Here is a 19647-nt window from a genome sequence, read left to right as displayed (position 1 = left end):
GAAACAGGCGAATTCAGTGATGGACGAATACACTGTTTTGAACGATCCGAGGAGGAGGGGAAAGTATGAAACAACAAGTTACGCGTGATGAAGCGATGAAATTAATAGGCAAAAATATTGTTGCAATCAAAAAAGACGGCACTCGGGTTACGGGAAAGCTGTTGAAAGTATCCGGCAACAAACTGGTACTGAAGCGTCTGAATGGCAAAAAAGTACGTACTAAAGCGATTTTGCCATTGGTACTGTTTGATCTGCTCGCTATTGCCACACTGCCTTATGCTTATGGACCTGGTCCCGGCTTTGGTCCCGGATATGGCCCTGGCCCGAAACCGGGCCAGGGATATGGTCCAGGCTACGGACCGGGTTATGGACCAGGAGGACCTGGTGGCGGTTTTGGCCCAGGGCCTGGGTTCGGTCCTTATGGACCAGGACCACGTCCGCCAGGATTTTTCTAGGGGATTCTATAATGTTTTTTCCAATTCGTAGCAGCGGCTCATCATGATGTATCGAATCGCGCTGTACCCATTTTTTTGATAAAACTGAAGCCCTTTGGTATTGCCTTCATCCACCATCACTTTCGATCTTCGACATCCCCGGGATGCCGCAAAGCTCTCTGCCTTGAGCAGCAAAGTTTGGCCGTAACGTTTGCGTTGTTCTTTCAGGCTAACAGCCATCATATCGACATAGAGCAGTTCCCCATGCATGAGAAAATGGATGAATGCCACAGCAGCTTTATCTGGCTCCGGCGAGACAACAAAGGTCATGCCCCTGTTCATTCGCAGGGGTATTTCTTTGCGGATTTTGTTAATTTCTTTTTCACTCATGTGAGAGAGAGGCACAAGTTGAGTGTCAATCAGCTTCATGATGGCGCCATCATCCAGCTTGGATGTGCGTTGCCGAATCACCATACGGAGCCTCCTTTCAGGACCAGTCGCGCTGCTCGTATATCCTATGCCCGAAGCAAGATAAAAGGTGACTGAATGAAGCGCTGGGATTAGGGCAACCTTAAAGGTTGAAGAGGGAGGAAGAAAGGTTCTCTGAATTTTTATGCAAAACAGGTATTGACTTATCGGTTGGAGGAATCATATAATGTTCCTAACATTTAACGAGAATATTTCATCGGCTATGAAGAGGACGAAGTTTTAAGGGCTCTTTTGCTCAGAGAGTGGCTGGAATTGCTGAAACCACCACCATTATCCCTTATATACGAGCTCACCTCGGAGCTGTTTTCCTGAAAAGCACTGGATGTCACTCCTTTCGCGTATTAGGGAAAATCGTATGTCTGCGTTACAGACAACAGGTATGGGAAACGACTATGTTCGTTTGAGCTATTCGTTTTGTTATACCTGGTAAGGTCCGTTATTGCGAAATTTCGGGCAAAGTTGGGTGGTACCACGGAAGCGATAACCTTTCGTCCCTCGCAAGCATGAACTTGTTTGCAGGGATGGAAGGTTTTTTTTGTAACTTTAAATGTCAGAATGGTGTAAATTTCGAGAGGAGGATGACTGATGGGAGCTCAAATTCCAGAAGTACGGTCAACAGATGAATTACGTGAAAAATGGATGAAGCCGGAGGTCATTAGCGGATCCGAAATTCTGCTGAGAAGCTTGTTACTTGAAGGTGTTGAGTGCGTATTTGGTTACCCGGGCGGCGCAGTGTTGTACATTTACGATGCGATGTATGGTTTCGAGGATTTCAAACACGTTCTCACTCGTCACGAACAAGGAGCAATACATGCAGCTGACGGATATGCACGTGCAAGCGGCAAAGTTGGTGTCTGCATCGCTACTTCCGGACCAGGAGCAACGAATCTGGTTACGGGTATTGCAACAGCATATATGGATTCAGTACCACTCGTAGTCATTACGGGGAATGTTATTTCGAGCCTGATCGGGTCAGATGCTTTCCAGGAAGCGGACATTACCGGGATTACAATGCCAATCACGAAACACAGTTACCTGGTGAAAGATGTAAAAGATCTGTCCAGTGTAATTCATGAGGCATTCCATATTGCCAATACCGGTCGTAAAGGTCCTGTCCTGATCGACATCCCAAAAGATGTATCAGCGAACAAAACCTTGTTTGAACCGACAACTGAACCTGTTATATTGAGAGGGTACAATCCACGGACAGTACCAAACAAACTGCAGGTTGACCGTTTGGCCCAAGCCATTCAGGAAGCAGAACGTCCAATGATTCTGGCTGGTGGCGGTGTAGTGTACTCGGGTGGACATGAAGAACTGTTCGAGTTTGTTGAGAAGACAGGCATTCCAATTACAACGACTCTCCTTGGTCTGGGTGCATTCCCAAGCGGTCATGAATTATGGACGGGTATGCCAGGTATGCACGGAACGTACACTTCCAATCAGGCTATTCAAAAAGCGGATCTGCTGATTAATATCGGTGCTCGATTCGATGACCGGGTAACAGGCAAGCTGGATGGATTCGCTCCACATGCCAAGATCGTTCATATCGATATCGATCCGGCGGAGATTGGTAAAAACATTGCAACTGATATTCCAATCGTGGGTGATGTGAAGACTGTACTGGAAATAGCTAACAAAGAAGTTGGACGTGCAGAGCGTGCAGATGCATGGAGAGACCAGATCAAACAGTGGAAGCAAGAGAAACCTTACAGCTATACGGATTCAGACGAAGTGCTGAAACCCCAGTGGGTTGTTGAAATGCTGAATGATACAACCAAAGGTGAAGCGATTGTAACTACGGATGTGGGACAACATCAGATGTGGGCAGCACAATATTACAAATTTAATCAACCGCGTTCATGGGTAACTTCAGGTGGTCTCGGAACAATGGGCTTTGGATTCCCTTCTGCCATTGGTGCTCAGATGGCCAATCCGGACAGACTCGTAATCTCGATTAACGGTGATGGCGGAATGCAGATGTGTTCCCAAGAACTCGCGATCTGTGCCATTAACAATATACCTGTTAAAATTGTAATCATTAACAATCAGGTGCTCGGAATGGTCCGCCAATGGCAGGAGATCATCTATGAGAACCGCTACAGCCATATTGATCTGGCAGGAAGTCCGGATTTTGTAAAACTGGCTGAAGCATATGGCGTAAAAGGATTGCGTGCAACGAATAAAGAAGAAGCGGCACGTGCTTGGCAGGAAGCTCTGGATACACCAGGCCCAGTCGTTGTAGAATTCGTGGTACGCAAAGATGAAAATGTGTATCCGATGGTTCCGCAGGGAGCAACAATTGATCAAATGCTGATGGGGGATGCTGAGGAATGATTAGACATACGATTTCAATATTGGTTAACGATCAGCCAGGCGTCCTTCAGCGGGTATCGGGGTTGTTCGGTCGACGCGGATTTAACATTGAGAGTATTACAGTGGGTCAATCAGAAGAACCTGGACTCTCCCGGATGGTTATTGTCACCATTGGTGACGATAAAACGCTGGAGCAGATTGAGAAACAATTGTACAAAATCATCGATGTGATCAAAGTGGTTGATTTCAGCCTGAAACCGATGGTAGCCCGTGAACTTGCCCTGATCAAAGTTAAAGCAGAGCCTTCCGAGCGTCCTGAGATTCTGGGTGTGGTAGAAACATTCCGCGCATCCGTTGTAGATGTTGGTCCAGGCAGCTTGATTGTTCAGGTGGTTGGAGATACGGACAAAATTGATGCGATGATTGAATTGCTCAAACCATACGGCATTCGCGAATTGTCCCGTACAGGCATAACTGCATTGGTACGCGGCAACGCATAGGGCTATAATGAATGAAAAGGGACGACGGTGAGCTAACATATACAGTTGATCTTATGTGAAAGTGTCAGTCCCTTACTAGTTGCAATATAACATTTTAGTGATGTAACGCTTGAAAAGATAGATACATTCCCGCATTAATGGGCGGGTGTCTGAACGGATCGATCAGACCTGAGACGCTTTGGACACTCCAAGCGAGTCGGTCCCTTGAGACACCCGCTCATTAATGAAGGGTTCTTTACAATAAAAGGAGGACTTATAAACATGCCAGTAACTACTTATTATGAACAGGATGCAGAGCTTAGCGTATTGAAAGGAAAAACGATTGCGGTAATCGGTTATGGTAGCCAGGGCCACGCCCAAGCCCAAAACCTTCGTGATAGCGGATTGAACGTGGTCATCGGACTTCGTGAAGGTAAATCCTTTGACTCCGCAAAAAATGACGGATTTGAAGTTCTGTCCCCGGCTGAAGCAACAAGCCGCGCAGATGTAGTTCAAATCTTGCTTCCTGACGAAACTCAAGCGTCTGTATACAAAAACGAAATCGAACCAAACCTCAAAGAAGGCGCTGCATTGCTCTTCTCCCACGGTTTCAACGTTCATTTCGGTCAAATCGTTGCTCCAAAAAACAGTGATGTATTGCTGGTAGCTCCTAAGTCCCCTGGTCACATGGTACGTCGTACTTACGTGGAAGGTTTTGGTGTACCGGGCTTGATCGCGATCGAGCAAGATGCAACGGGTAAAGCGAAAGAAATCGGTTTGGCTTATGCTAAAGGTATCGGTTGTACACGCGCAGGGGTTATCGAAACTTCCTTCCGTGAAGAAACAGAAACTGATTTGTTCGGTGAGCAAGCTGTTCTGTGTGGTGGCGTAAGTGCATTGGTAAAAGCGGGATTCGAAACTTTGACAGAAGCGGGTTACGCTCCTGAAATGGCATACTTCGAATGTCTGCACGAACTGAAGCTGATCGTTGACATGATGTATGAAGGCGGACTTGCAAGTATGCGTGATTCCATCAGTAACACAGCTGAGTACGGTGACTATGTAACTGGACCTCGCGTTGTAACGGAAGATACGAAGAAAGCAATGAAAGAAGTGCTGACGGATATCCAACAAGGTAAATTCGCACGTGACTTCATTCTGGAGAACCAATCCGGTCGTGCATTCTTGACAGCAACTCGTCGTAACGAAGCTGAACACCCAATCGAAGTGGTTGGCGGACAATTGCGTGAGATGATGCACTGGATCAAGAAGTAAGCATTAACTTTTAGAATATGCACTTTAAGGTATTCAAGTAAACTTAAAGCTTTAACTGGGAATAGCGGCCGTGCTTATGCGTGAGCCGCTATTGCTGGTTCAGAGAAACATTATAATACAAGTACAGGAGGTGCGAAGCGTGCGTAAAATCTATGTATTTGACACAACGCTGCGTGATGGAGAGCAATCCCCGGGAGTCAATCTGAACACTCGTGAAAAGGTGGAAATTGCCCATCAGCTCGAGCGGCTTGGCATTGACCGGATGGAAGCTGGTTTCCCGGCGGCATCTCCAGGCGACCTGGCAGCTGTCAATGCAGTAGCAAAAGCGGTTAAAAATGTTACCGTAATTGGCTTGTCCCGTTCCAGAGAGCAAGACATTGATGCGGTTAAGGAAGCACTTAAAGGTGCACAGGACCCATGTATCCACGTTTTCCTGGCAACTTCACCTATTCACCGCCAACATAAATTGCGTATGGACAAAGGGCAGGTACTGGATACAGCTCGTTCCGCGATTCGTTATGCGAAGAAAACATTTTCGAAGATCGAGTTCTCACTTGAGGATGCAGGTCGTACTGAATATGATTTCCTCGTGGAAATGGTGAATATGGCTGTTGAAGAAGGCGCAGCCGTTGTGAATATTCCGGACACGGTGGGTTACCTCAGTCCATATGAATATGGAAACATTTTCAAACATCTCAAGGAGAATGTGCACGGGATTGAAAAGGTACAGCTGAGTGCCCACTGTCATAATGACCTGGGTATGGCGACGGCCAATACACTAGCAGCCATCCTCAACGGGGCCGATCAGATCGAAGGTACGATCAATGGCATTGGTGAACGTGCAGGTAACACGGCGATCGAGGAAATTGCTATGGCGCTGGAGACACGTCAGGAATTTTTCCAGGCGAAAACCTCGCTGCAGTTATCTGAAATTGCACGGACCAGTCGTTTGGTTAGCCGTTTGACAGGTATGGTTGTGCCAGGAAACAAAGCCATTGTTGGGGCGAATGCCTTTGCACATGAATCCGGCATTCACCAGGACGGCATGCTGAAGGAAAAAACAACGTACGAAATTATGACCCCAGAGTCCATCGGTTTGAAGGAAAGCAAGCTTGTACTGGGTAAACATTCCGGTCGTCATGCCTTCCGTGAGCGGTTGATCGATCTTGGCTATGAGTTGGAAGAAGAAGCATTGAATCGGGCTTTTGCCCAGTTCAAAGAACTGGCTGACAAGAAGAAAGAAGTTACTGACGAAGATCTGCTTGCCGTGATTGAAGAGAAATTGCAGGATGCACCTGAGGTGTACAAACTGGAATCGATCTTTGTTACGTACGGAGATGAATCAGTACCAACAGCCAAAGTCCGCATTGCAACGCTTGACGGGGATACGGTTGAGAAGCAGGCGGAGGGTAATGGATCGGTAGATGCGATCTACAATGCGATTGACCAAGTAAGTGGGGAAGACGTAACGTTGTCTGACTATTCGATCAAATCGGTAACACATGGCAAGGATGCATTGGGTGAAGTACATGTTGTGCTGACTCAAAATCAGGTTTCCGTACAAGGACGTGGTGTAAGCACAGATATATTGGGTGCAAGTGCACGTGCCTATGTAGACGGTCTGAATCAATTAATTGAGAAACGCAAGACATACACAAATCGTGTAAATGTGAACCTGTAGGCTCCGTTCCAGTGCAGCAATGTACGCTGACAGGAAGATGTATCTCATTTCGAATGGATATAGAAGATCGTTCGGCCTGCTATGTTCCGTTCAGTGAGGTACGTAAAGAGTCTGACTCTCCTATGGAGGGTCAGACTCTTTTGCTTTTAATATATATAATTAGGGCAGGTCCACACAGTGTAGTTTCTACGGTGACCTCGTGCATTACCATACGCTATCAAGTTATTACCACGCGTATGCATTAGGTGCATGTCCACCTGGACCTGGGAAAATCTCATCCAGACGTTTGAGCACGGCTTCATCCAAAGTCACTTCCAGACATTTGAGTGCGGTCTCAAACTGCTCCAGTGTACGCGGTCCAATAATTGGAGCGGTTACTGCGGGATTGGCTGCAACCCATGCCAAAGCCACCGTATCCTGTGGTTCACCGAGATCACGACAGAGCGCTGCGAAGTCTTCAAGTTGAGTCTGTTGCTGCTCAATTCGTCCCGCGATGCCGCCACTGCGTGTCCCTTCCAGCTTCTGCAGAGCATTACGTCCCAGTAACCCACCATCAAGCGGACTCCATGGAATGACGCCGAGGCCCAGTTCTTTGGCAGCAGGCAGCACTTCCAACTCAGGCAAACGACAGTTGAGGCTGTACTTATGCTGTTCGGAAACAAGGCCAAGGAAATGGCGGTTGTTGGCTTCGCTTTGAGCGATTGCAATCTGCCATGCAGCAAAGTTGCTTGACCCTACATAACCGATTTTACCTTGATGAACGGCATTCTCAAATGCACCCCACAGCTCATTCCATGACACAGCTGGGTCAACATGGTGCATCTGATACAGTTCGATATGATCGGTCTGCAAGCGGCGGAGGGAACCCTCCAGATGCCGTCTGATTTTATAGGCAGAGAGGCCAGCTTCGTTGTTGGGGCCATCTGTATCATCATGCATGGAGCCATAGACTTTGGTGGCCAAAACTACTTTTTCACGTCTGCCACCGCCCTGATTGAACCAGCGTCCGATAATTTCTTCGGTAAGCCCGGAATTTTCACCCCACCCGTAGATGTTAGCGGTATCAAAAAAGTTTACCCCTGCATCGAGTGCTGCGTCCATAATGCGGAAAGCTTCTTTTTCATCTGTAGCAGGCCCGAAATTCATGGTACCGAGACAGATTCGACTGACCTTGAGGCCTGATTTACCCAAATACGAATATTGCATGTTGCTTATCCCTCCTGCGTACCTGATTTGAATTCAGCTATATTTTACCCTACCGGGAGGGTCAGGAACAACTTGTGAAAGTTAATCTCTATCGGCTTATAGGTAAAATCTATTAAAGTCATAGATTGTATATCTTGGTCAAATGACCTTGGAATATGATACAAAAGAGAGAGTTAATATGAGACGTTACTTTATGAATAATTAATGAATGAAATATAAGGAGTGGACAACCCAATGGCAGACGTGAAAAAAATTGCAGTTATTGCAGGTGACGGAATCGGCCCTGAAGTCGTAGCTGAGGCTGAGAAAGTTCTTAAACGTACGGAGGAAGTATTCGGTTATCGTTTTGAGACAGAGCATGCCCTGTTTGGTGGAATCGCGATTGATGAGAAGGGTACACCTCTTCCAGAAGAAACACTGAGCGTGTGTAAAAGTGCAGATGCAGTCCTGCTTGGAGCGGTTGGCGGTCCAAAATGGGATAACAACAGCAAGGAGCTTCGCCCGGAAACAGGCCTGCTGGGTATTCGCAAAGCACTCGGATTGTTCTCCAACCTGCGTCCGGCTGTCGTATTTGATTGCTTGAAGGATGCCTCAACGTTGAAGCCGGAAGTACTTGAAGGTACAGATCTGATGGTGGTACGTGAATTGACAGGTGGTATCTACTTCGGTGAGAAGTTCAGACGTGAAAGTGCACAGGGTGAAGAGGCCGTAGATACTTGTGCATATAATGTAACAGAAGTGGAGCGAATCGTTCGTCAGGCATTCGAAATTGCGCAAGGACGTCGCAAGAAGCTGGCTTCTGTAGACAAAGCCAACGTATTGGAAACTTCCCGTCTCTGGCGTGAAGTTGTGAATCGGGTAGCACCGGATTATCCGGATGTTGAACTGGAGCATGTGTTGGTAGACAACTGTGCGATGCAATTGCTTCGTCGCCCAGCCAGCTTCGATGTTATTGTAACGGAAAACATGTTCGGAGATATCTTGAGTGATGAAGCAGCGATGCTGACGGGTTCCATCGGTATGCTTGCATCTGCATCACTGGGAGAAGGCAGCTTCGGACTCTATGAGCCGGTACACGGTTCTGCACCGGATATCGCAGGTCAAGGCCTCGCTAATCCGATTGCAACCATTCTCTCTTTGGCGTTGATGTTCCGCACAACCTTTGGTTATGCAGAAGGTGCGGATGCCATTGAAGCAGCTGTGTCGAATGTATTGAACGCAGGACACCGCACGAGTGATATTGCTGTAGACAAGAGCACAGCGATCAGCACGACCGAAATGGGCGATTTGATTGTAGCGGCTATTCAGAAACAGGCGTAATTATATGATCAAGAACATGGCAGCCCTTTGTTTCCAGTTATGGAATGTACAGAGGGCTGTTCCTTTATGATTTTTGGCACGAAAAATCCTTATTTATAATTATTATAAAAAAATAATGGTTATAATCTTGACTTTGGGAAGTCCGGATGATAACATTTTACTTGTACTTGTTATCAAGTATCAAATCATTTTAATTACAGGAAAGGCGTTCGCGTTTTTCTTGATGATGAGCAATCCATATGGATGCTTACATAATCCCAAAGGAGGAATTTTTAGTTATGGCAGAACGTTTGGTTGGTAGACCAGCACCGGATTTCGCAATGGAAACAGTATCGGGAGATGGACAAGATTTTGGTTCCGTTAAACTGTCCGATTATCGTGGCAAATGGCTTGTATTCTTCTTTTATCCTTTGGACTTCACATTTGTGTGCCCAACTGAAATTACAGCTTTGAGCGTTGCTTCCGAGCAATTCAAAGCTCTGGATACTGAAATCCTTGGCGTGAGCGTAGACTCCGTACACAGCCATAAAGCATGGATCAACACACCTGTAGACAGCAATGGTCTGGGTCAATTGAACTTCCCGCTGGCTTCCGACATCACGAAGCAAGTGGCTAAAGATTACGGCGTTCTGATCGAAGAAGAAGGCGTAGCATTGCGCGGCTTGTTCATCATCGATCCAGAAGGCGAATTGAAATATCAAGTGGTTAACCACAACGATGTAGGCCGTAGTGTTGAAGAAACACTTCGCGTACTGCAAGCACTGCAATCCGGCGGATTGTGTGCAATGAACTGGAAACCAGGCGACAACAACCTGTAAGGCCAGGTTAACTTGAACGGTTTTTGTTCAAGCCCTCATCCCGTTAGGGATTGAGGGCTTTTTGCACCCTTTTGCCAGAAGTTATCACGAAGTTAATCAAAAGTGTTTGAACAAGCAGCTAAGCGTGTTAATAATATATTAGAAGAAAGTCTTCTTTTTATTTGTTGAAAGAGGAATTGATGGCCAGTAAGGCGAATAGGGTATGGAAACCCGGTAAATATTCCGGTGCTCTGCATTTATAATCTGTACATGAATGTGATACACTGATGGAACTATTCCTTTTCGGAAGTGCTGGAAGTGTACGGGATGCATTTTAACAAAAAAATCCCGGCACGTAATAAGGAGGGTGAACAAAAATGAGTTACTGTTGTGGGGCAAGTATGGTTGGAACGAAGGGCACGCTGAAGCATTACCGCACCCAGGTTCATAATGTTCCCCTGCTGTTTTGCCCGGTGTGTCATCGGGTTGAGGTGCATTATAAAGTGGAAAACGAATATGAAATTCTCGCCGAATATGCGCATGGAGATGGTGCATCCGAGATCGACTTTCAAGATTATGTTACAGAAGATGAGGATGCGATTTTCGAAAACTGTGTAAACCGTGAGAGCGAGGATGCCATGGTCATTGTGCAGCGCCAGATTGATATGGCTCTGGATTTGCTCAGGCTCGCGAAGGAAACCAAAGACGAGAAGTGGGAAAGTGAACTTAAACGTCGATTAGCTGTGATGAGTCAGCGCAGACTGAAAATTCAGCATAATAAGACCGGACTATAGATGAATTTGGATATATCACAAATTAAAGATATTAAAAACGAAGCTGATTTGCCTAAGGGGTGAAACGGCTTCGTTTTTGTGCTGTTGTTCTGGAACTAATTCGAGGTTTTTTTTAAAATAATTTCCATTCGACACTTTCTCCGATTGACTCTCTTCTATAAACTTGTCTATGATAAAAGCAGACTTGCAAAAGAGGCGGAGCAAAAAATGTTCGTGTTTGGGAATAGGAGAAGGTCGGAATGGAACAAACGTATATGATTTTCCGGATCGAGTGTTGGTTACCGGGAATAGACCAGCTTGAGTTCCGGACATGCCATCCATATTTTCGGCTCAGCCCCCCAACGAAAGGGCACCGGTAATGAAAAATAAAATCGGCCCTTCCTGTTTCTGTGATGATATGATGTCCGAATGGCAAGTTTATCATTTACGTGAAAAGGAGGAACCTGACATGATTAGTGAATTTCAGGATACAGTGCCTCAACCAACGGATGGATTCCCGCCTGTGCATCTGGATAACAACAAGTACGAGAATGTACTGGAACATCTGGATAGCGGTATTATGTTGTTTGACAGTCACGGTGTATTGACGTTTATTAACGTTCAGATGGCAAAGTTGTTGGAACTTCCGAGAAGTCTGTTGAGCGGCTGCACCCTGATGCAAATGCTGCATCATCCGCAGATGAGCCGATTCAAGAAAAAGAAAATTTTACGTATTTATCGGGAAACCATTTTCCATCGTAAGCGCTATCATGAGTTGATCGATGAATACGGCAGGCATTGGCTGGTTACTGTAACGTACGGTGATCAGATGGATGGCGATTTTTTGTTCAGCGTCAAAGATGTATCTGATTATAAACAAATCGAACAGACCGCTTATCAAAATGACAAACTTGCGATGCTGGGGCGGATTTCAGCATCTATTGCTCATGAAATTCGTAATCCGTTGACTGCAATCCGTGGGTTCATCCAACTGCTCAGGCCCCATTTGCTGCAGCTCGGCAAAGACGAGTACGCGCGAATCATACTGACGGAGATTGATCGGGCGAACGACATCATCTACGAATTTTTGAATTCTTCCAAACCATCGGCTCCACAGAAGACCGTGATGTCTGTCGACTCTTTACTCAAAGAGGTGGTCCTGCTGACAGAAAGCGAAGGTTTGATGAAGGGATGCGAGATCGTCCTGGATGAAGGGGATGCCCCGCTGAATGTGTCCATTGATGTCAAACAGATTAAGCAGGTTATTTTGAATATGGTGAAAAATGCAATGGATGCGATCGAGGAAGTCGGTGAAGAACATACCGGTCTAATTCGAATATCTACTGCCACGGAAAACAAGTTCGTGCAGATCTCCATCGCGGATAACGGTCATGGGATGGACCATAATACGCTTGTACGTCTGTTTGATCCATTCTTCACGACCAAGGAGAGCGGAACGGGACTTGGACTGTCAGTAAGTTACCGAATCATCAAGAACCATGGAGGTACCATCTCTGTGGATAGCAAAAAAGGCGAGGGTACGCGGTTTATGATTATGTTGCCTTTGGTATTTTGAGAAGTGCGGGGAGTCAAGGAGTCGGCCATCTGCCGACTCCTTTGTTTTATGTTGCCAATTAGGGTTATAGTTAGTAATGAATGCGAATACATAAGCTCCATAACGGAAGGATGAGATGCAGATGGAAATCCAAGGAATGGAACGAATGAATCAACAATTGATGGATCACGTGGGAAAAGTAATTGTGGGAAAAGAGCATACCATAGAGCTGGTGATGACCGCGATTATAGCGTCAGGACATGTGCTGCTGGAGGATGTACCGGGTACAGGGAAAACGATGCTTGCCAAATCAGTGGCCTCTTCATTGGACTGTACCTTCCAACGGATACAGTTTACACCAGACTTGCTGCCCTCTGACTTAACAGGAATTCACTTTTTTAATCAAAAAGAAGGTGATTTTGAATTCAGACCGGGGCCCTTGTTTGCCAATCTTATACTAGCCGATGAAATTAACCGGGCTACACCGCGTACGCAATCAAGCTTGCTGGAGTGCATGGAAGAGCGCCAGATCAGTATCGACGGCTCAACGAGACAGCTGGAACGGCCATTTATCGTTATCGCCACCCAGAACCCCGTAGACAATCAGGGAACTTTTCCGCTACCTGAGGCTCAGATGGATCGTTTTATGATGAAAATTCGCATGGGTTATCCAAGCAGTGAAGAGAGTGTAGAAATTTTGAGACGTACGGTAGCCAGCCGCTCTGTCGATGATCTCACGGCAGTGATCAGTCGTGAAGAACTTTTGAAGGCGCAGGATACGTATAAAACCGTGCAAATCAACGAAGATTTGCTGCGATATATCATTCAGTTAACAGAAGCGACAAGGCAACATCCCGAGCTCTCGCTTGGCGTAAGTCCACGCGGGGCTCAGGCATTACTTAAGGCAAGTCAGGCATGGGCTGCACTGCATGGCAGAGACTTTGTTTTGCCTGATGATATTAAGGTTCTGGCGGTACCTGTGCTGGCCCACCGACTTGTATTTCGTAACCGGATCAGACAACAAGAAGGCTTGGCGGAGCGTATCATCCAGGAACTTCTGAATCAGACAGAAGTGCCTACGGAGAATCTCGCTACAAGCGGGCGTTAATCTTATGGCATTATTATGGCTTGTTCTTGTTGGAGGCATTGTCGTTGTTATACATGGTGTGTGGTTCGGACGACCTGCACTGCGAAACCTCAGGTACAGTAGACAATTCAGCAAGCTGCGTTGTTACGCTGGAGATGAACTTGAGATGGTGGAGACGATATCGAATGAGAAGCGAGTCTCCGTACCGTGGCTCAGACTTGAATCGATGATGCCCGTGTCGTTTGTATTTCGTTCCGGCTCAGGTATGGATATTAGCCAAGGCGAAATCTATCAGAACCACAAGAGTATTTTTACGTTGAAACCGTTTACTCGTATTACGCGCAAGCATCCTTTTAAATGTACTCAGCGTGGGATTTATCCATTAAATACAGCAACGATGACAGGTGGGGATCTCTTTGGCGTGTGGCGTTCCACCAAACCGATTCCTTTGCAAATGTCTATGGTCGTGTATCCTTCATTAGTGAATGCAGAGGATCTTCCTGCAATTTATCAGGTATGGCAGGGAGAAGTGGAAGTATCACGATGGATCGTTGAAGATCCTTTCTTGATTCTAGGTGTTCGGCCTTATGGCGCAGGCGACCCCATGAATCGCATTCACTGGAAAGCGAGTGCACGTACAGGTGAATTACAAGTCTACAAGCAGGGCTGGACAGCTGATCCGCAATCCTGGATTGTAGTCAATATTCAGGAATCTGCAGATATGTGGAGTGTTGTCACTCGACCCGAAAAGATTGAACGGGCACTCCGTTACGCTGCCACGGCTGCAGTGGATGCTATCGGTAGAGGGCTACCGGCAGGCTTCGCCCATAATGGTTATCATGTGGGTGGCGGCCGTGATACACTTCGGATTGAGCCAGATTATGGCACACCCCATCTGGAAAGATTATTGGAAGCTATGGCGGAGACAGAGCTGAAATGCATGGTACCCATGGAGCAATTCCTGAATGATGAAGTACGGCTGAATGAAGAAGCACAACAAATCCGCAGCTATCTGCTGATTACATCCTATGTATCTGCCGCTATGGAGCATGAGATTGCACGTCTGCATGAACAAGGACATCGTGTGACGATTCTCCCGGTAGAAGACGTAAAGGGGAATACGAAGGCGGTGAGTGCATGAGCAGCAGACAGGCAGCGACGACCAAGGGACTCATAGCGATGTTTGCCGTCTTGATGGCTGGTATATACCTATTTCCGATATTTACACTCGCTTCATTCTATGCCATGGAACATTTGCCGTATATATTATTCATCCTGGTTGTTCTCGTGGGTTGGTTGGGACAATTCATTCAGCATAAAATTCCGGGTTTTAGCGAGAAAAGTACATTTATTCGTGGAGTAACGGCACTCTTCGTAGGGTTTTTCTTCGGACTCGTTGTAGGAATGAGCCTCATTCTCCCGATGCCGGATATCATCACATTGGTACTGTGTGGAGTCATCTCGGCTTATGCAGGTCTGACCTTCCAGCCAGTCTTTCATTCTGTATTGTTATGGCGTTTGCAGATTATGGGTGTAATCAGTGCGATTGTACTTATGATTGCTTCGAATTCATTGGAATTCATGCAGCCGATACGAACCTATACCCTATGGATCTATATTGCGGGAGTGATCAGCTTTGCCTTTTGGCTGGTTGGACGATATATGCTGCAACTGGACCAGGCAATGCTCAATGATGGCAAGAGAAGATTGGTTTTACGAGATTTTGCACGTGCGAATCATCAGCGGTTCATGTGGATGTTTATTGTCATCGTCGCGATCGGTGCTTTCCCAAGTCTCGCAGCATGGCTGGGACCGCTACGTGACCGCTTGCTCGCATGGATCAGGGGATGGTTTGGCCCGATATCCGGCGAGGAGCCACGATTGCCAATGGACACTCCCGATCAGCAGCTAAATCTCCCGAATGACTGGAGAGAGCCCCCTTCCGAGCCCTCAGTCTTCTGGAACATTCTGGGGTGGGTAGTGATGTGTGCTGTAGCAGGAGCAATCCTGTGGCTGCTTCTGAGGTTGGGACGAAAAACGATAAACAGACTCATGGAACGATTCAAGGGAATGTTACAACCTGGTGAAAAGAAGGCAGAACCACGAACGGAGTATATCGATGTGAGTGAGACGCTTGATGCGCCAGCAAAAGTTCGGAAGAGTTGGTTTCGGAGAAAAGAAGTGGTACCTGCTCAGGAGACTGAACGTGTTCGGTATTACTATCGGACTTGGATCGATAGAGCTACTCATCGAGGAGTGGGAATACAGGGGACGCATACTCCGCTCGAGGCTGCACAGACCATTATTCAGAATGGTGTGAAGCTAGAAGAAGATGAGCTGTCTGCGAGACTGCCAGATGCGTATAACAGCGTGCGGTATGGAGGAAAGGCTCCAGATGCATCAGATATGGTTGAGATTGATCGAATCTGGAAATCTTATCGAAGTAAATAAGTCCGGAATCCCTTTACTTTTCTTGTCACGTTCAAGTATCATGAGAGGAATACACAAGTTGGTCAGAAAAGGAGCAGACATTAATGAAGACAAATCATTGCAAAATTGTAGATTGTACGATCCGTGATGGCGGATTGGTAAATAATTGGGACTTTAGCGTGGACTTTGTTCAACAGCTGTATGCTGGGTTGAATGAAGCTGGCGTTGATTATATGGAAATTGGATACAAAAACTCTCCGAAGTTACTGAAAGGTGCTGAGGAAGCAGGACCATGGCGTTTCCTGAATGATGATTTTTTGCGTAAAGTGATTCCTCAAAAAGGCAATACCAAACTGTCTGCACTGGTTGACGTTGGACGTGTGGACGAGAATGATATCTTGCCTCGCAGCGAGAGCATGCTGGATCTGATCCGGGTTGCCTGCTACAGCAAAGATGTAGATAAGGCGCTTGCGCTGGTTCAAACATTCCATGATCGTGGATATGAAACTACACTTAATATCATGGCACTCTCTAATGTTATGGAGAATGAGCTGCTCGAAGCATTTGAATTGATCAAAGAAAGTACTGTGGATGTTGTCTACATTGTCGATTCTTACGGTAGTCTGGATCATAATGATGTGAAATATCTGGTAGAGAAGTTCAAGACTCATTTGCCTAACAAACGTCTTGGTGTTCACACACATAATAATATGCAGCTTGCGTTTTCTAACACATTGGTTGCGGCGGAACTTGGCGTTGAGCTGCTTGATGCTTCTGTGTATGGTATGGGACGTGCGGCAGGAAACTGTCCAACCGAATTGCTGGTAGCTCATCTGAAAGGAACGAAATACAATCTGCGTCCAGTACTTGGTGTATTGGAACAGTTGATGGTTCCACTGAGAGAAAAAGAAGAATGGGGTTACATTCTGCCTTACATGATTACAGGAGCGTTGGACGAGCACCCACGTTCAGCGATGGCGATTCGCTCATCGGAAGACAAGGATAAGGTCGTTGATTTCTATGATAAATTAACAACGCCAGAAGTGAATTTTGATAAGTAATATAGTCTGATATACGGTTGCAAATTAGGAAAACATGGACTCTAACTGGAGATCCATGTTTTTTTAGTTCTTAATGCCTTGTTTTTCTCTATATTTATGAATAAATATTCCTAGGAGTGACTATTTTTTAGTTCACGTATGCAGATTTAAATGTTATTATGTACCAGATAGCATGTGTATGCATGTGAATTGAACGTTGGTTAATATGTTTTTTGTCGAATCATGTAGTAAGCTGTTGAGTTTGGTTAATGTAATTCAGGATAGGTGACCCCGGGAAGGAAAACACGGCATGAAGGTTAATCTGCAAGATCAGAGAAAAATAATTTGGGTCGCTGTTTGCGGCTTATTGTGTTTCCTCGCAAGTCAATGGTTCCGTTCCTCTTCAAGCTCTGATCTGACCATATCGGGTTACCCGGTTTTGACACTCTTGGGTGGATTCGCTGCGGCAGCGGCCTGTATCGGCATCTACAATCAAAGCTGGTTGTTTCGGACACAGAAGCTAACTCTTCGGAGAACATTATTGACAACACTCTTTTTATTGATTGGTCTGTTTGAACTGGTTCATATCGTTTCATTTGCAGAAGAGATTCCAAATGGAGCCATGATGGAATCAGAGTTCTCCTTAATGATGTCAACCATGGGATCTTTGGTGTGTTCAGTAGGTTTGCTGCTCGTATATACCCTAAATGAGAAAGAAATTGCATTACCACGAAGGTTCTTGCTCTTCAGTGGAACATTGGGTGCATTTGTTATTTTGTACATATTGGCGATTCAGGAGTGGAGCATGTTGCCAAATATGCTTGATGGGGATGTGCTTGGTGGAATCTTCACCCGGGTTCATTTTATGGTCGGGTTGCTCTATGCCATTATTGCAGTTCTTTTGTTTGTACAATGGAAAAAATCCAAAGACGGTGATGTACCAACCATTCTATGTGGCATCTTATGTTTCTTTTTTGGAGAATGTTATTTTGTTTCAGCAACGGGGGTGAATGACCTCAATCTGCTGCTGGGGTTGCTGAGTAATTGTATGGCATATTTTTTCATTCAAAAAGGACTGTATACGTCCGTAGTGGACACACCTTTCCTGCAACAGCAGGTCGCGGAGGCCAAGATGAACTATATTGCTCATCATGACGATGTAACAGGACTTCCGAATCGTCGTCGGCTTTCACAACGATTGAAAGTAATGATGGATGATGCCGTGGTCGAGGAACAGCTTGTTGGTGTACTGGTCCTGAATATTAACCGGTTCAAGACCATTAATGATTCGCTCGGACAGCAAGCAGCTAACCGTGTTTTGCGTCAGGTAGGTCAGCGACTGAAACATTCGTCACTTCCAGGAGAAGAAGTCTTTGGGCTGGGAAGAGATGAGTTTGCGTTGACAATGACAGATTTCAGTTCAACCAATACGGCGTTGCGCCGGACAAGATCCATTCTTCAACTTTTTGAAAAGCCCGTTTTGGTTGATGGCAATGAGTATCACCTTACCCTTGGAATCGGTATGGCCATTTTCCCGCATGATGGTGAGTCGCCACAGGAGATTATTCAGAATGCGGATACGGCTCTGCACAGTGCCAAGGAACAAGGAATGGAACTGAATCGTTTTGCCCATGCGATGCAGATGAAGGCACAGGAGCGTTTGCAGCTTGAGAATGATCTGCGCAAGGCGTTGGATCGAGGTCAGTTCTACCTGGTCTACCAGCCGCAGGTTAATCTGCAAAGTGGTCTAATCGTGGGTATGGAAGCATTGGTTCGTTGGCAGCATCCGCAGCGAGGCTCGGTATCTCCAGCGGAATTTATTCCTCTGGCAGAAGAAAGTGGGCTCATTGTGCCTCTTGGCGAATGGGTGCTTCGTGAAGCGTGTGCACAGAACAAACAGTGGCAGGAAGCGGGTTATCGTAAGCTGTGTGTTTCGGTGAATCTGTCGATGAGACAATTCAGGCATTCCCATTTGTTGGACAATATCAATGGCATTCTCAAGGAGACAGGACTAGAGCCCGTATGGCTTGAACTGGAGATTACAGAGAGCATGACATTTGATAAAGACCGATCCTTCGAACAGTTGCGCAAAATCAAAGAAATTGGTGTGCACATCAGTATTGATGATTTTGGAACGGGATACAGCTCGTTGCACTATCTGAAGGATCTGCCGATTGATCGGCTCAAGATTGACCGTTCATTCGTGAATGAAGTCATGGAGGACAGCAACAACGCTGCGATTGTATCTACCATCACTTCAATGGCTCATCATTTACAATTGAAAGTGACTGCCGAGGGCGTGGAGAACGAAGACCAGATGATCTTTCTTCGCAATCAGCACTGTCATGAGGCTCAGGGTTATTTCTTTAGCAAACCGATTAAAGCCGCTGAATTTGAAAAGCAGTTTTTGAGAGATGTGGATAAGCCCACAGGATAGGGAACAGCGGGGGCGCAAGGGTGCTCCTGCTTTTTTAATATTGATACGTAATGAAAAAAATGGAAAACATGACTTGCATGCTATAAAGGATCATGGTATATTATTATTTGTAAAATCACTGTTAACTTCCCAAGGAACTTAACAATTAAATCTTCATTCATGCGGGTGTAGTTCAATGGTAGAACTTTAGCCTTCCAAGCTAATAGCGTGGGTTCGATTCCCATCACCCGCTTAACGAAACAAAACCGAAGTCCTTGCGATGCAAGGGCTTTTTTTCTGTCTTAAAAGAAACTTTTGAATAAAAGCAATCATCAGAAGACTGCATGTC

The 19647-nt window shown here is 46.0% G+C and carries 16 protein-coding genes and 1 tRNA gene; 15 read left to right on the top strand and 2 right to left on the bottom strand.

Features of this window, described 5'->3' with window-relative positions:
- Positions 1–65: 65 nt before the first annotated feature.
- Complete coding sequence (locus MKY73_RS20985; protein ID WP_339260004.1) at positions 66–455, top strand: hypothetical protein; 390 nt, start codon at positions 66–68, stop codon at positions 453–455.
- Between the two features lie 6 nt (positions 456–461).
- Here the strand turns inward: MKY73_RS20985 and MKY73_RS20980 are convergent, their stop codons facing one another.
- On the bottom strand, positions 462–908 hold the full coding sequence (locus tag MKY73_RS20980; protein ID WP_339240811.1) for a GNAT family N-acetyltransferase: 447 nt from the start codon (positions 906–908) through the stop codon (positions 462–464).
- Between the two features lie 600 nt (positions 909–1508).
- Between MKY73_RS20980 and ilvB the strand changes: the two genes are divergently transcribed.
- The 4 genes from ilvB to MKY73_RS20960 all read left to right on the top strand — a co-directional run bounded on the left by ilvB (position 1509) and on the right by MKY73_RS20960 (position 6674).
- The gene (ilvB, locus tag MKY73_RS20975; RefSeq protein WP_339240813.1) at positions 1509–3260 is read left to right on the top strand and encodes a biosynthetic-type acetolactate synthase large subunit; all 1752 of its coding nucleotides are present in this window, start codon (positions 1509–1511) and stop codon (positions 3258–3260) included.
- Positions 3257–3739 (top strand): acetolactate synthase small subunit, encoded by a 483-nt coding sequence (gene ilvN / locus MKY73_RS20970; RefSeq protein WP_339240815.1) that lies wholly within the window; start codon positions 3257–3259, stop codon positions 3737–3739. The genes ilvB and ilvN overlap by 4 nt, the downstream gene beginning before the upstream one ends.
- Positions 3740–4000: 261 nt before the next feature.
- Positions 4001–4993: a ketol-acid reductoisomerase gene (gene ilvC, locus MKY73_RS20965; RefSeq protein ID WP_278296085.1), complete on the top strand. Its 993-nt coding sequence runs from the start codon at positions 4001–4003 to the stop codon at positions 4991–4993.
- 139 nt (positions 4994–5132) lie between these two features.
- Entirely contained in the window at positions 5133–6674 is a 1542-nt protein-coding gene (locus tag MKY73_RS20960) for a 2-isopropylmalate synthase (protein ID WP_339303278.1), read from the top strand.
- Positions 6675–6899: 225 nt separating this feature from the next.
- On the opposite strand, the gene MKY73_RS20955 is transcribed toward MKY73_RS20960, so the two are convergent.
- The gene (locus MKY73_RS20955; RefSeq protein WP_339303277.1) at positions 6900–7880 is read right to left on the bottom strand and encodes an aldo/keto reductase; all 981 of its coding nucleotides are present in this window, start codon (positions 7878–7880) and stop codon (positions 6900–6902) included.
- A 234-nt stretch (positions 7881–8114) separates the two neighbouring features.
- Here MKY73_RS20955 and leuB point away from each other — a divergent pair, with 234 nt between their 5' ends.
- The 10 genes from leuB (at position 8115) to MKY73_RS20905 (ending at position 19551) form a co-directional block, all read left to right on the top strand.
- Positions 8115–9200, top strand: a complete 1086-nt coding sequence (gene leuB, locus MKY73_RS20950) for a 3-isopropylmalate dehydrogenase (protein ID WP_339240821.1) — start codon at positions 8115–8117, stop codon at positions 9198–9200.
- Between the two features lie 278 nt (positions 9201–9478).
- A complete protein-coding gene (locus MKY73_RS20945) occupies positions 9479–10018 on the top strand; it encodes a peroxiredoxin (RefSeq protein WP_091032840.1) in 540 nt (179 codons plus the stop codon).
- A gap of 356 nt (positions 10019–10374) precedes the next feature.
- Positions 10375–10791: a hypothetical protein gene (locus MKY73_RS20940; RefSeq protein ID WP_017689649.1), complete on the top strand. Its 417-nt coding sequence runs from the start codon at positions 10375–10377 to the stop codon at positions 10789–10791.
- Between the two features lie 448 nt (positions 10792–11239).
- A complete protein-coding gene (locus tag MKY73_RS20935) occupies positions 11240–12346 on the top strand; it encodes a PAS domain-containing sensor histidine kinase (protein ID WP_150364819.1) in 1107 nt (368 codons plus the stop codon).
- A gap of 121 nt (positions 12347–12467) precedes the next feature.
- Positions 12468–13433: a MoxR family ATPase gene (locus MKY73_RS20930; protein WP_339303276.1), complete on the top strand. Its 966-nt coding sequence runs from the start codon at positions 12468–12470 to the stop codon at positions 13431–13433.
- Positions 13434–13437: 4 nt separating this feature from the next.
- Positions 13438–14553, top strand: coding sequence for a DUF58 domain-containing protein (locus MKY73_RS20925; protein ID WP_339303275.1), 1116 nt, complete (start codon positions 13438–13440; stop codon positions 14551–14553).
- The gene (locus tag MKY73_RS20920; RefSeq protein WP_339303274.1) at positions 14550–15863 is read left to right on the top strand and encodes a DUF4129 domain-containing protein; all 1314 of its coding nucleotides are present in this window, start codon (positions 14550–14552) and stop codon (positions 15861–15863) included. The genes MKY73_RS20925 and MKY73_RS20920 overlap by 4 nt, the downstream gene beginning before the upstream one ends.
- Positions 15864–15946: 83 nt before the next feature.
- A complete protein-coding gene (locus MKY73_RS20915) occupies positions 15947–16903 on the top strand; it encodes an aldolase catalytic domain-containing protein (RefSeq protein ID WP_339198382.1) in 957 nt (318 codons plus the stop codon).
- 289 nt (positions 16904–17192) lie between these two features.
- Positions 17193–19319, top strand: coding sequence for an EAL domain-containing protein (locus MKY73_RS20910; protein WP_339303273.1), 2127 nt, complete (start codon positions 17193–17195; stop codon positions 19317–19319).
- A gap of 161 nt (positions 19320–19480) precedes the next feature.
- Positions 19481–19551 (top strand) — tRNA-Gly (locus MKY73_RS20905).
- The last annotated feature ends 96 nt before the right edge of the window (positions 19552–19647 follow it).

The sequence above is a fragment of the Paenibacillus sp. FSL R5-0519 genome (genome assembly GCF_037974275.1).
In the GTDB taxonomy this organism is placed as follows: Bacteria; Bacillota; Bacilli; order Paenibacillales; family Paenibacillaceae; genus Paenibacillus.
Note: the sequence above shows the minus strand (reverse complement) of the source record. Positions and strands in the feature narration are given on the sequence as shown.

What these genes read in the sequence shown, in the direction of transcription:
- ilvN (WP_339240815.1), top strand. Translation starts at nt 3,257, where the DNA reads ATGATTAGACATACGATTTCAATATTGGTTAACGATCAGCCAGGCGTC.
- MKY73_RS20915 (WP_339198382.1), top strand. Translation starts at nt 15,947, where the DNA reads ATGAAGACAAATCATTGCAAAATTGTAGATTGTACGATCCGTGATGGC.
- MKY73_RS20955 (WP_339303277.1), bottom strand. Translation starts at nt 7,880, where the DNA reads ATGCAATATTCGTATTTGGGTAAATCAGGCCTCAAGGTCAGTCGAATC.
- MKY73_RS20980 (WP_339240811.1), bottom strand. Translation starts at nt 908, where the DNA reads ATGGTGATTCGGCAACGCACATCCAAGCTGGATGATGGCGCCATCATG.
- MKY73_RS20925 (WP_339303275.1), top strand. Translation starts at nt 13,438, where the DNA reads ATGGCATTATTATGGCTTGTTCTTGTTGGAGGCATTGTCGTTGTTATA.
- ilvC (WP_278296085.1), top strand. Translation starts at nt 4,001, where the DNA reads ATGCCAGTAACTACTTATTATGAACAGGATGCAGAGCTTAGCGTATTG.
- ilvB (WP_339240813.1), top strand. Translation starts at nt 1,509, where the DNA reads ATGGGAGCTCAAATTCCAGAAGTACGGTCAACAGATGAATTACGTGAA.
- MKY73_RS20920 (WP_339303274.1), top strand. Translation starts at nt 14,550, where the DNA reads ATGAGCAGCAGACAGGCAGCGACGACCAAGGGACTCATAGCGATGTTT.
- MKY73_RS20985 (WP_339260004.1), top strand. Translation starts at nt 66, where the DNA reads ATGAAACAACAAGTTACGCGTGATGAAGCGATGAAATTAATAGGCAAA.
- MKY73_RS20935 (WP_150364819.1), top strand. Translation starts at nt 11,240, where the DNA reads ATGATTAGTGAATTTCAGGATACAGTGCCTCAACCAACGGATGGATTC.
- leuB (WP_339240821.1), top strand. Translation starts at nt 8,115, where the DNA reads ATGGCAGACGTGAAAAAAATTGCAGTTATTGCAGGTGACGGAATCGGC.
- MKY73_RS20930 (WP_339303276.1), top strand. Translation starts at nt 12,468, where the DNA reads ATGGAAATCCAAGGAATGGAACGAATGAATCAACAATTGATGGATCAC.
- MKY73_RS20910 (WP_339303273.1), top strand. Translation starts at nt 17,193, where the DNA reads ATGAAGGTTAATCTGCAAGATCAGAGAAAAATAATTTGGGTCGCTGTT.
- MKY73_RS20940 (WP_017689649.1), top strand. Translation starts at nt 10,375, where the DNA reads ATGAGTTACTGTTGTGGGGCAAGTATGGTTGGAACGAAGGGCACGCTG.
- MKY73_RS20945 (WP_091032840.1), top strand. Translation starts at nt 9,479, where the DNA reads ATGGCAGAACGTTTGGTTGGTAGACCAGCACCGGATTTCGCAATGGAA.